Origin of the sequence: Leifsonia poae (assembly GCF_050632195.1) — a bacterium.
Lineage (GTDB): Bacteria > Actinomycetota > Actinomycetes > Actinomycetales > Microbacteriaceae > Leifsonia > Leifsonia poae_C.
The window spans coordinates 3,824,360-3,836,226 of the sequence record NZ_CP192580.1 but is presented as its reverse complement, the minus strand read 5'-3'; the positions used below and the strand labels follow the sequence as shown (position 1 = coordinate 3,836,226).

Annotated in this window: 12 protein-coding genes; 7 read left to right on the top strand and 5 right to left on the bottom strand. The window is 68.3% G+C overall.

Annotated features, from left to right (window positions below; translation table 11 throughout):
- Positions 1 to 40 precede the first annotated feature (40 nt).
- The 3 genes from ACQ86A_RS19280 to ACQ86A_RS19270 all read left to right on the top strand — a co-directional run bounded on the left by ACQ86A_RS19280 (position 41) and on the right by ACQ86A_RS19270 (position 3,654).
- Positions 41 to 1,165: an alcohol dehydrogenase catalytic domain-containing protein gene (locus ACQ86A_RS19280; protein ID WP_431278518.1), complete on the top strand. Its 1,125-nt coding sequence runs from the start codon at positions 41 to 43 to the stop codon at positions 1,163 to 1,165.
- Between the two features lie 47 nt (positions 1,166 to 1,212).
- Positions 1,213 to 1,818, top strand: a complete 606-nt coding sequence (locus ACQ86A_RS19275; protein WP_431278517.1) for a uracil-DNA glycosylase — start codon at positions 1,213 to 1,215, stop codon at positions 1,816 to 1,818.
- Between the two features lie 90 nt (positions 1,819 to 1,908).
- Positions 1,909 to 3,654 carry an MOSC domain-containing protein gene (locus ACQ86A_RS19270; RefSeq protein ID WP_431278516.1) on the top strand — a complete coding sequence of 582 codons (1,746 nt, stop codon included), beginning with the start codon at positions 1,909 to 1,911 and terminating at the stop codon, positions 3,652 to 3,654.
- A 33-nt stretch (positions 3,655 to 3,687) separates the two neighbouring features.
- Here the strand turns inward: ACQ86A_RS19270 and ACQ86A_RS19265 are convergent, their stop codons facing one another.
- The 5 genes from ACQ86A_RS19265 to ACQ86A_RS19245 form a co-directional block, all read right to left on the bottom strand.
- The gene (locus ACQ86A_RS19265; protein ID WP_431278515.1) at positions 3,688 to 3,897 is read right to left on the bottom strand and encodes a hypothetical protein; all 210 of its coding nucleotides are present in this window, start codon (positions 3,895 to 3,897) and stop codon (positions 3,688 to 3,690) included.
- Positions 3,894 to 4,337, bottom strand: coding sequence for a VOC family protein (locus tag ACQ86A_RS19260; protein WP_431278514.1), 444 nt, complete (start codon positions 4,335 to 4,337; stop codon positions 3,894 to 3,896). The genes ACQ86A_RS19265 and ACQ86A_RS19260 overlap by 4 nt, the downstream gene beginning before the upstream one ends.
- A 2-nt stretch (positions 4,338 to 4,339) precedes the next feature.
- Positions 4,340 to 5,788, bottom strand: coding sequence for a dihydrolipoyl dehydrogenase family protein (locus ACQ86A_RS19255; RefSeq protein WP_431278513.1), 1,449 nt, complete (start codon positions 5,786 to 5,788; stop codon positions 4,340 to 4,342).
- Positions 5,789 to 5,929: 141 nt separating this feature from the next.
- Entirely contained in the window at positions 5,930 to 7,714 is a 1,785-nt protein-coding gene (locus tag ACQ86A_RS19250; protein ID WP_431278512.1) for a glycoside hydrolase family 15 protein, read from the bottom strand.
- A 34-nt stretch (positions 7,715 to 7,748) separates the two neighbouring features.
- The gene (locus tag ACQ86A_RS19245) at positions 7,749 to 8,363 is read right to left on the bottom strand and encodes a TetR/AcrR family transcriptional regulator (protein WP_431278511.1); all 615 of its coding nucleotides are present in this window, start codon (positions 8,361 to 8,363) and stop codon (positions 7,749 to 7,751) included.
- A gap of 80 nt (positions 8,364 to 8,443) precedes the next feature.
- Between ACQ86A_RS19245 and ACQ86A_RS19240 the strand changes: the two genes are divergently transcribed.
- From ACQ86A_RS19240 to ACQ86A_RS19225, 4 genes are all read left to right on the top strand, one after another.
- Positions 8,444 to 9,157, top strand: coding sequence for an SDR family NAD(P)-dependent oxidoreductase (locus ACQ86A_RS19240; RefSeq protein ID WP_431278510.1), 714 nt, complete (start codon positions 8,444 to 8,446; stop codon positions 9,155 to 9,157).
- A gap of 2 nt (positions 9,158 to 9,159) precedes the next feature.
- Positions 9,160 to 9,537: a YybH family protein gene (locus ACQ86A_RS19235; protein WP_431278509.1), complete on the top strand. Its 378-nt coding sequence runs from the start codon at positions 9,160 to 9,162 to the stop codon at positions 9,535 to 9,537.
- A 113-nt stretch (positions 9,538 to 9,650) separates the two neighbouring features.
- Positions 9,651 to 11,078: a DHA2 family efflux MFS transporter permease subunit gene (locus tag ACQ86A_RS19230; protein WP_431278508.1), complete on the top strand. Its 1,428-nt coding sequence runs from the start codon at positions 9,651 to 9,653 to the stop codon at positions 11,076 to 11,078.
- Complete coding sequence (locus tag ACQ86A_RS19225) at positions 11,075 to 11,854, top strand: SDR family oxidoreductase (RefSeq protein ID WP_431278507.1); 780 nt, start codon at positions 11,075 to 11,077, stop codon at positions 11,852 to 11,854. The genes ACQ86A_RS19230 and ACQ86A_RS19225 overlap by 4 nt, the downstream gene beginning before the upstream one ends.
- Positions 11,855 to 11,867: the final 13 nt, after the last annotated feature.

Here is an 11,867-nt window from a genome sequence, read left to right as displayed (position 1 = left end):
GCAAGGGGGTCAGCGTGTATCCGTCGGCGACGGCGATGGTGTGGCCGGGGAGGGTCATCCGCACGAGGCGGTGGCGGTGCCGGGAGTGCGGCTATCGCCCGGTGACGCTCTCGTCGAGATCGAGCTCGCAACGGTGTGCGGCTCGGATGTGCACACGGTGAGCGGCCACCGCAACGCCCAGACCCCGCTCGTGCTGGGGCATGAGCAGGTCGGTCGCGTCGTGGCACTCGGTCGCGGCGGTGCGAAGTCGGTCGACGGTCACCGCGTCTCGCTCGGCGAACGCGTCGTCTGGTCGGTCGCCGTTCCGTGCGGCCGCTGCGCGCGGTGCCGTCGCGGGCTGCCGCAGAAGTGCCTGACCCTGCAGAAGTACGGGCACGAGCGGATGCGGCGCGGCTGGGAGTTGTCGGGCGGATTCGCCACGCACGCGCACATCTTGGACGGCACACCGATCGTGGCGGTCCCCGAAGACATCCCGTCGACCGTGCTCGCCCCTGCATCCTGCGCGACTGCCACGGTGGCCGCGGCGCTCGAAGCGGCGTCGGCCATCACGTCGCTCGAGGGCGCACTCCTCTTGGTTGCCGGCGCGGGGATGCTCGGGCTCACCGCAGCCGCGATGGCCACCGAAGCGGGCGCTCGCGTCGTCGTGAGCGAGCCCGACCCGGCGCGTCGCGAGACTGCGCTCGCATTCGGGGCCGTCGCGGTCTCCGACCCCCGCGCCGCAAACGACTCGCCGCTCGGGCTGGCTGCCGCACTCGTTCGCGGAGGCGGTCGCGGTGCCGCGCCGACCATCGCGCTCGAACTCTCCGGTGCCACCGCCGCCGTTCGTACCCTGCTCGCAGCGGTCGATGTCGGGGGCGTTCTCGTGCTCGTCGGGTCGGTCTCCCCGGCCCCGAGCTGTCCGTCGACCCTGAGCAGCTGGTGCGTCGGCTGCTCACCATTCGCGGCGTTCACAACTACGCGCCGCGGCACCTGGAGCAGGCGGTGCGCTTTCTCACGGAGACCTGGACCAAGTACCCCTTCGGTGCCCAGGTCGGCGAGAGCTTCCCGCTCGCGCAGGTCGATGCAGCGCTCGCGGCAGCCGCGACCGGCGCGCATCCCCGAGTCGCACTCCTTCCCCGATTCTGACGCACCCCATTTGCCACTTGCCGTCGTTTTCAGCGCTTGAGTGATGACAACTGGCAACCCGGCCGGCCGAGCGGGTTGAATGGACGCGTGACGGATGCGGCAGACGAGATCCTGAGTATGGTCGCCGACGTTCCGGTGCCTCAGGATGCGGAGCACCTCTTCGGCGCCGACCCTCTCGGCCGCCTGCGCGAACGCAACCTGCGCCGCTACTTCGACCAGATCGGCGAACCGCGCGTTCTGCTCCTGGCCGAGGCGCCGGGCTGGCGAGGGATGAGCGTCACGGGCGTTCCCTTCCTCTCCGCCCGTCAGGTGCGTGCCGGCGTGCTCGACGGAATCGAGCTCCCCGACGAACCCGCGGCCGAGTGGGAAGCATCCTCGGCCGTCGTCTGGTCGGTTCTCGCCGACTGGAGCGGACCGCTTCCGCTGTCGTGGCCGATCTATCCGCACCATCCCTTCGTCGCGGGAGACCCGCACACGAATCGCACGCCGAGGCCCAGCGAGGTGCGCGCGGGAACACCGGTCGCACTGCAAGTCGCCCGGGCCTTCGGGATCGAGACGATCCTCGCGGTCGGCCGGAAGGCGCAGGGCGCTCTGTCGGCCGAGGGGATCGAGGCGCCGGCGGTGCGGCATCCGGCTCAGGGCGGTGCACGCCAGTTCGCCGAGCAGGTCGCCGCCCTCAACCGGCGCGCTTGATGCCCTGAAGGCGCAGCGGCATACTGGTCAGCACATCCGGTCGCCGACCGCAGTACGAGCGTCAAGGCGACCTCCATCGCGGAGGCTGAGATGTCCGGGACACTGCTGTCGCTCAACGTGGGTCTGCCGAAAGACATCACCTGGAACGGCAAGACCGTTCACACGGGCATCTACAAGTACCCGGTCGACGGCCCGCGATTCGTCCGACGGCTCAACGTCGACGGCGACGGCCAAGGCGATCTCGCCGGTCACGGCGGCGAGATGCGCGCCGTCATGGTCTATCAGCAGGAGTCGTACGACCACTGGGCCGAGCACCTCGGCAGGGACGACCTGGTGCCCGGCAACTTCGGCGAGAACTTCACAATCTCCGGGATGCCCGACGATGAGGTGTGCATCGGCGACCGGTACCGAATTGGTGACGCCGAGTTCGAGGTGTCGCAGCCGAGGGTCACCTGCTACCGGGTCGGGATCCGCCTGGACGTGCCGCAGATGGCCTCGCTGCTGGTGGCCCATCGACGGCCCGGCTTCTATTTTCGGGTGATCAAGGAAGGCGAGGTGAAGGCCGGCGATCCGATCGTCAAGGTCGCGGACGGCCGCCATCGGGTGAGCGTCGCCGCGATCGACGGCCTCCTCTACCTGCCCGACCGATCGCACGAGTTGCTGAAGCTGGCGGTCGACATCCCAGCTCTGAGCCCCGGCTGGCAGCAGTCGTTCCATGAGCTGCTGGCCGCGGCCGACGAAGGGGAGACCGGAGCGCAACCCGCGATCGGGCGCGAACCGGAGTGGAACGGCTTCCGGCCGTTCACGGTGACCAAGACCGTACGGGTGTCCCCCACAGTTCTGTCCCTGTATCTCAGCGATGCGTCCGGTGCGGCGCTCCCGGCGGCACGGGCAGGTCAATATCTGACGCTTCGACTGCCGGTGGGCGATTCGTCCGCCGTTCGCAGCTACTCGATCTCGGGACGGCCCGATGACGCCACTTTCCGGATCAGCGTGAAGCGGGAGGACCACGGAACCGCCAGTAGGTACATCCACGACCAGGTCGTCGCCGGCTCCGTCGTCGACGTCGCGGCGCCGCGCGGTGAGTTCGTGCTCGACGAGACGGATGAACCGGTGCTGCTGCTCTCGGCGGGGATCGGGATCACGCCGGTGCTGTCGATGCTCGCCTCGCTGGCGGACACGCATCCGGAACGCCAGGTGTGGTGGCTGCACGTCGCCAGAACCGAGGCCGACTACGGGCTGGCAGCAGAGGTGGACGAACTCCTCAAGCGGCTGTCCAACGCGCGCTCGTACGTCTGGCTGACCCGTGCTACGCAGGGACTGGGCGGGCAGTCGCCGGGCACGATGTTCGGGCGCCTCGACGCCGACGGCCTCCGTTCGCTCGGGTTCTCCGAAGCGGCGAGCGCGTATGTCTGCGGGCCTACCGGGTTCATCGAGGCGATGACCGCCGACCTGGCGGACATCGGGATCGCGCCGGACCGCATCCACTCCGAGCTCTTCAGCGCGCTCGCCTCGCTGAATCCCGGCGTCGTGCCGACGGCGACCGTCTTGCCGCACGTGCCGCCGGGGGTTCCGGGCACCGGTCCGTCTGTCACGTTCGTCAGAAGCGCGCTCACCGTGAACTGGTCCGACGAGTACACGTCGCTGCTCGAACTCGCCGAGGCCTGCGATGTGTCGACGCGCTGGTCGTGCCGCACCGGAGTCTGCCACACCTGCATCACCGGACTGCTCAACGGCGACGTCGAATATTCGCCAGAACCCTTGGAGCGTCCGGATGCGACGCAGGTGCTGTTGTGCTGCTCCCGACCCACGTCGGAGACCGTGCTCGACGCCTGAGCCTCGTCGCGCTACTCCGTGCGAACCAACGCCCTACTCCGTGCGAACCAACCGGTACCCGGCCGCGGTCAGCGTCTGGGTCATGTGCGCGGCGTACCACTCCGGCCATTGCTCGTCGTAGACGCCGGCGAGGTCGGTGGCCTCGTGAACGCCGTGCGCGTCGGCCGCCTGCTTGAGGTGGTCGAGGATGACCGGCGTCATGTCGTCATCCGCGGGGGCGGGTCCGTCCGTCGGCGCGTTCATCGGCCCGGCAGCCTTGTCTTGATCTCCTGCAGGAGCCAGCCGTTGCCGTCCGGGTCCTCGAAGGATGCGAACGACGAGTAGCTGCCGTTCTCAGGGGGACGTCCCGACACGCGATTCTTCGTCCCCGCGTGGTGGAAGACCCCGGTCGAGTCGTGGAAGATCTCGGACACGTCGACCCCGGCCTTGACGAGCGCATCGCGCGCCTCGTCGAGGTCGAGGACGGTCAGCTGCAGCCCCTGAATCGACCCGGGCTGGGCGTCCGTGAGGCCGGTGCCGAAGATGATGGACGCCTCAGACTCCGGCGGGGTGAACTGCACCACGCGATACGTCTCGTCGAGAGGGAAATCGGCGTCCAGCCGCCAGCCGAGGCTCGCGTAGAAGTCCTTGGCTCGATCCACATCGGTGACGGGGATGAGCACGACTTCCAGTTTCATGTACATGATCAGCTCTCCTTCTGCTCGGCGGCTTTCCTCTTGTTGAGTCGATAGGTCTCCAGCAGCCGCAGCCAGATCTCGCTCACGGTCGGATAGGACGGAACGGCGTGCCACAGTCGTTCGATCGGAACCTGTCCGACGACGGCCGTTGTCGCCGCGTGGAGCAGGTCGGCTATGTCCGGGCCGACGAGGGTCACGCCCAGGATCACGCGGCGGTCGTCGTCGACGACCATCCGCGCCTTGCCCTTGTAGTCGTCGGCGCGCACGACGGCACCGGCCACCCAGCCGATGTCGTAGTCGGCGACGCTGACCGTGTATCCCGCTGCACGCGCCGCCTTCTCGGTGAGGCCGACGGATGCGACCTCCGGCTCGGTGAACGTGACCTGCGGCACGGCCTCGTGGTCGGCCGTCGCGACGTGGGCGCCCCACGGCTCGTCGAAGACCTCGTCGCCGTTCGCACGGGCGACGATCACGTCGCCGACGATCCGCGCCTGGTACTTGCCCTGGTGGGTCAGGAGCGCTCGGTGGGTGACATCCCCGACGGCATAGAGCCAGTCGAATCCGGGCAGACGCATCGTGTCATCGGTCGGCAGCCAGTCGCCGGGCGTCAGGCCGACCGTCTCCACTCCGATGCTGTCGGTTCGCGGCTTGCGACCCGTGGCGACGAGGATCTCGTCGGCGATGATCGGCTCGCCGTCGACGATCTCGATGCGCACGCCGCCCTCGGTCCGCGCGACCTTCGCCACATCGGTGTTCAGCAACACTTTCGCACCCTGCTCGCGGAGCGCCTCGGCGACCATCTCCCCGGCGAAGGGTTCCATGGCGCCGAGAAGTCCGTGCCGCGAGATCAGCGTCACGTCGCATCCGAATCCGGCATACGCGGTCGCCATTTCGGCACCGACGACGCCACCGCCCAGGATCGCCAGACTCGACGGCACCGTCTTGACGCTCGTAGCATCGCGGCTGGTCCACGGGGCGCTGTCGCTGAGCCCGGGAGTGTTCGGGATGACGGGATCGGACCCCGTGGAGATCACCACGGCCGACCGAGCGGTGAGCAGCGTCGTCGACCCGTCCGGAGCGGTGACGCTCACCTGCTTGGGTCCGGTGAGCTGTCCGTGGCCACGGATGAGGTCGATGCCCGTGTTGTCGACCCAGTCCACCTGGCTCTGGTCCGACCAGTCGTAGACCAGGCGGTCGCGTCGACGCAGCACGGCTTCGACATCGACCTTGCCTGTCACGGCCTCCGCGGCCCCGTCAACCGCTTGGGCCTCCCGGATGCTCTGCACCGGTCGAAGCAATGCCTTCGACGGAATACACGCCCAGAACGAGCACTCGCCGCCGACCAGCTCGTGCTCGATGAGCACGGCGGTCAATCCGCCCTGGACCGCTCGTTCTGCGACGTTCTCGGCTACTGCGCCTCCGCCGATGACGACGACATCGTATTCCTTGGGCTGCATACTGAATCCCTTGTGTCCGGTTTCGTCTCAGTCATGCCGGGAGGCGCGGCTGCAACGGGAGAGGTCAGTGCCACTTGCTGAGCGGTCGCCAGTTTACGACCGCCGTTTTGCCGGGGTCAACGAAACGTTCGGTTCCGACCCTCACTCATCCCGGGCGAGCAGCAGAGCGGTGTTGATCAAAGCGAAGTGGCTGAACGCCTGCGGAGTGTTTCCGAGCTGACGCTTCGCCGACGGATCCCACTCCTCGCTGAGCAGGCCCGCGCTGCTGCGCACCGCGAGGAGCTTCTCGAAGAGTGCCTCCGCCTCGTCGTGGCGTCCGATGCCGACCAGCGCATCCACCATCCAGAACGAGCAGGCGAGGAACACCCCCTCGCCGCCCGGCATACCGTCGTCACCCTCCTCCGGCCGGTACCGGAGTACGAAACCGTCCCACATCAGGTCCCGCTGAATCGCATCAACTGTCCCGGCCAGCCGGTCGTCGTCGGGCGGGAGGAAACCGAGACTCCCCAGCTGGAGCAGGCTGGCGTCGAGAGCGGTGCCTCCGTAGTGCTGCACGAAGGCGTTGCGCTCGCTGTCGTATCCGTTGGCGAGCACATCGGCGTGGATCGCATCCCTGAGTTCAGCCCACTCCTCGACCGGTCCCGGCAGGTCGAACTCCTCGGCCTCCTTGACCATCCCGTCGGCGGCGACCCAGGCCATCACCTTCGAGTATGTGAAGTGCCGACGCGGCCCGCGCACCTCCCAGAGTCCGTTGTCGGGCTGTGTCCACGTGTCACGCAGGTGGCCGACGAGGGCGCGTTGCAGCTCCCAGGCGACGTCCGCCTTTCCGCGCATCGCGCGCATCCGAGACTTCTGGCGAACGGACAGTCCGCGCAGGATCTCGCCCCACGCGTCGAGCTGCAGTTGATCGGCCGCTTCGTTGCCGATCCTGACGGGCGCCGAGTTCTCGTAGCCCGGGAGCCAGGGCAGCTCTGCCTCGGGCAGGCGGCGGCTGCCGTCGAGTCCGTACATGATCTGCAGTTCCGCGGGATCACCGGCGATCGCCCGCAGCAGCCAGTCCCGCCAGGCCTCGGGTTCCTCCGTGTAGCCGGCGCTGAGCAGCGCGCGCAGCGACATCGTCGCATCCCGAAGCCAGCAGTAGCGGTAGTCCCAGTTGCGTGGGCCTCCGAGCTGTTCGGGCAGGGATGTGGTGGCCGCCGCGACGATCCCGCCCGTCGGCAGGAAGGTGAGGGCCTTCAGAGTGATCAGCGAGCGCTGGATCGGCTCGGCGTACCGGCCCCCGATCCCGGCGCTCCGCGACGACCAGTCGGTCCAGTAGCGGTCGGTCTCGGCGAGCGAATCGACGGGCGCGACCGGCTCCGGCGGCGGGAGGTGGCTCGCGTTCCAGGTCAATGCGAAACTCACCCGCTCTCCCGCTTCGACGGTGAATTCGCTCACGGTGTGCAGATCCTCACCGTGCATCGCGGTGCTTGAGCGCAGGTAGGCGGCATCCGGCCCGGCGACGGCCCGGATGCCCAGGTCGTCGCGGGTGACCCACGGGACCACCCTGCCGTAGTCGAAGCGGAGCGCGATGTCGCTGCGCATCCTGAGCGAGCCGCGCACTCCCTCGACGATGCGCACCAGCGTCACCTCGTCGCCGGCCACACCCTGCACCGGCATGAAGTCGGTCACCGTGACCTGCGCATCCGGGGTCTCCCAGATCGTGTCGACGATCAGCGTGCCCGGACGATAGCGGTGTCGGGATGCGGCCGACTCGTCGAGCGGACGCAGCCGCCACGAGCCGGCCTCCTCCGTGCCGAGCAGGGCGGCGAAGCACGCGGGCGAGTCGAAGTGCGGCAGGCAGAGCCAGTCGATCGACCCCTCGACGCTGACGAGTGCGGCGGTCTTGAGGTCGCCGATCATGGCGTAGTCCTCGATCCTTGCCATGCGGGTCAGCGTAGACCCGCATGGCGTCGAGACGTCAGACGGCGGCGGCCGCCCTATCCTCGAGCCCGAGAAGCCGCACGCTGTTCTGCCAGAGCTGGTCGAGCTGGCCGGGGTCGTTGAAGAGCTTCGCGAAGAGCACCATGCCCTCGATCTGCGCCACGACCGACTTGGCGACCTGGCGCGGGTCGGCGGCCGTCAGCTCGCCTGCCGCGACAGCCTCGCGGACGGCGGTCTCGACGATGTCGATCTGCTCCTCGAAGATCTCCTGCAGGCGGGCACGCACGGGATCGTCCTGGGCGCTGACCTCGAGGGCGAGGTTGCCGAAGAGGCACCCGACGACGGCGCCGGTGCCCTTGAGCGCATCCGTCTGCATCTGCGCGGTGGCCACGAAGAGTCGCCGCAGCCGCTCCACGATCGGAACCGGGGCGGTCAGGATGCCCAGCCACAGATCCCGCTGCCACACCCAGTGCGCGTTCACGACCTCCAGGGCGAGAGCCTGCTTGGAGGGGAAGAAGTAGTAGAAGCTCCCCTTCGGAACACCGGCCGCGGCGCAGATCTCGGCGACGCCGATGCTCGAATACGCGCGCTGCCCGAAGAGCTCCGCGCCGGCCGCGAGAATCCGCTCGCGTGCGTCAGATGTCCGTCCCATGCTTGCAATTATACGACCAGTCGTCTATAACTGGTAGCGGTTAGTAGTTGACCGACCATCTAGTAAGGATCGAAAGCACAATGGGAACACGTAAAGTCGCCATCATCACCGGCGGATCGCAGGGCATCGGAGCAGGGCTGGTCGAGGGATATCGCGAGCTGGGATACGCCGTCGTCGCGAACTCCCGCTCGATCGCACCCGCCGACAGCACCGAGGCCGACCTCGTCACCGTCGCCGGAGACATCTCAGACCCCGAGGTCGCCGAGCGCGTCTTCGCCACGGCGATCGCGAAGTTCGGCCGCGTCGACACGCTCGTGAACAACGCGGGTGTCTTCATCGCCAAGCCGTTCGTCGACTACACGCAGGAGGACTACGACAACGCCCTTCGCGTCAACCTCGGCGGATTCTTCCACGTCACGCAGAAGGCCGTGGCCCACATGGCCGAGCGCGGATCGGGCCACGTCGTGAACGTGACCACGACTCTCGTCGAGAACGCCAGCTCCAGCGTTCCGTCGGCGCTCGCATCCCTCACCAAGGGCGGGCTCTCCTCGGTCGTCAAGTCGCTCGCGATCGAGTACGCGTCGCGCGGAGTGCGGGTCAACGCCGTGTCGCCCGGCATCATCAAGACCCCGCTGCACCCCGAAGAGGCCTTCGACACCTACGCCGCGCTGCACCCGGTCGGCCGCATGGGCGAGATCGACGACATCGTGCGCGGGGTGCTCTACCTCGAGCAGGCGCCGTTCGTGACGGGCGAGTTCCTGCACGTCGACGGCGGACAGAGCGCGGGAGCCTGATCATGACCGACGCGAGCGATTACGACACCGTCCTCACGCGGGCGCTCGACGCCTGGGCCGACGGTATCCGGAAGCACGAACCCGAGCTCGTCGCCTCGTACTTCACCGAGGATGCGATCTTCCAGGGTTTCGACAGGACGCACGTCGTGGGTCGCGCGGGAGTCACGGCGTACTACGACAAGCAGCCGGTCGGGCTGGATCCGCAGTTCACCGTTCTCGAGACGAGGGAGCTGTCGGCCGACACGCTCCTCGCCTACGTGGATGTGGACTTCGCGGTTCCGGCCGGCGAAGTGATCCCCGTGCATCTCACCGTGGTGCTCGGGCGCTTCGAGGATTCGTGGCTGATTCGGCACTACCACGTGTCGAAGATCGGGGCGTAGTCTCCTCCCTACCGAGTCTGTGAGCGAAACGGATGTCTGCCGAACCCCCAGGTGCAACCGAGAGTGAGAGCCCCCTCATCGCCTTGCGAAGCGCCAAGGGGGTTTGGCTCATCGTGGCCACGGTGCTCGCGTCGATGGTCGGTTTTCTCGATGCGTACGTGGTCATCGTCGCGGTGCCCGCGATCAAGGCGGACCTCCAGGCGAGCACGACATCCATGCAGTTCGTCGTCACCGGCTATCTGCTGACCGTCGCGGCGCTCCTGCTGCTGTCGGGGGCGCTGGCCGACCGATTCGGCCGCCGGCGTGTGCTCGAGGCCGGCCTGCTGGTGATGCTGCTCGCATCCGTGCTCTGCTCGTTCGCGCCGTCGATCGGCTGGCTGATCGCGGCGCGGATCGTGCAGGGTGCTGGCGGCGCGCTCGTCGTGCCGAGCAGCCTGGCGATGCTCAACGGAACCCTGCGAGTGGGTGATCGGGCGCGCGGGATCGGCATCTGGGCTGGTCTCGCGACGCTCGGCACCACGGTCGGACCGTACGCGGGCGGGTGGTTGGTGGATGCGTTCTCGTGGCGGTGGGTGTTCGTGCTGAACATCCCGATCATCCTGATCGCCCTCGTGGTGCTGCGGTTCGTGCCCGAGGTGACCAAGCGCATTCGGGCCGCGTCGGCAGACATCCCGGGAGCCGCGCTCGCCGTGATCGGCCTCGGCGGGGTGACGTATGCGCTTACTGCGGGCCCGGCCGCGGGTTGGCTCGATCCGGTCGTGCTCATCGCGGGGATCGTCGGGATCGCGGCACTGGTCGCGCTGGTGCCGGTGGAGCGCCGTAGCCCGGCGCCGATGGTGAGGCTGTCGCTGTTCTCCTCGCGCCAGTTCAGTGCCATCAACGTCACGACAGTGCTCTTCTACGGAGCCCTGGCGGCGGCGAACTATCTGCTCGTCCTGCAGTGCGAACTGCAGCTGGGCTACACCGCTGCGCAGGCGGGAGCCGTGCTCATCCCGGAGTCGGTCGTCTTCCTGATCCTCTCGCCCTTCGCGGGCACGCTCATCGCCTGGATCGGCCCGCGCTGGCTGATGGTCGCCGGGATCGTCGCCGTCGCGATCGCCTTCCTGCTTCTGTCGGGGGCGAGCCCTGGTCAGAGCTACGTTCAGGCGATCCTGCCCGGGGCGCTGGTGTGGGGGCTCGGAGTCGGCCTGCTCGTGACGCCGCTCACCTCATCCGTTCTCGCTGCGGTGAAGGACTCGGATCTCGGTGAGGCGTCCGCCATCAACGACGGCGCATCCCGCGTTGGAGCCCTGCTCGTCACCGCCCTTGTGCCGGTCCTCATCGGGTCGGCCGGGGGAGGAGACCTGGCCCCGGCGATCGAGCGCGGCTATCAGCCGGCGATGATCGTCATGGCCGGGATCAGCGTCGCGGCGGCGGTTGTCGCGGCGATCTTCGTGTCCAACGCGCGGGTGGGCACGACGCACATGATGCCGGCCCCGCGCGTGAACTCGTGCGCACCGGCGACGGTGGACGATCGGGTATCGACGGAGGCAGCATCATGACGGACAGCACAAACGAGACTCGCCCCACCGGAGTCGGCAGCGGACAAGCGGGCGCGCTCGCAGGCCAGATCGTGGTCGTCATCGGCGGAACGATGGGTATCGGATACGAGACCGCGCGCAGCGCTCGGGCCGCGGGCGCCGACGTCATCGTCACCGGCCGCGATCCGGACCGTGTACAGAAGGCCGGGAGCGAGCTCGGCGCGATCAGCACCGCAGCGTTCGACGCGACCGACGACGAGCGCCTGGCCGACTTCTTCCGAGGCCTTCCGAAACAGGTCGACCACGTCATGGTCACCGCGGGCGGGTCGTACTACGCGCCGCTCGCCGAGATGGATCTCGAGAAGGTGCGCCGGTCGTTCGATGAGCACTTCGTGCTGACGATCAACGTCGCGCGTGCCGCCATTACCGCCGTTCGCCCGGGAGGGAGCCTGATCTTCATCTCGGGGACGGCCGCCCGGCATCCGGTCGTCGGGCTCTCCATCGCCGGGTTCTTCTCGGTGGGGCTCCCCGCGCTGACAGCCGACCTCGCGCTGGAGTTGGCGCCGATTCGTGTGAATCTGCTCGGCGCGGGGTTCGTCGACACCCCGCTGTCCGCATCCCTGCTCGGCGACGGGCTCGATGCGCGACGTGCCGAGCTGGCCAGAACGCTGCCCATCCGACGGGTCGTGCAGCCTCAGGATGTGGCCGCGCTCGCCGTGCATCTCATGACCAACACCGCACTCACCGGCGGCACCTACGACGTGGACGGTGGGCAGCAGCTCCTGGTGGAGCGGTAAGAGCGTCGGACGG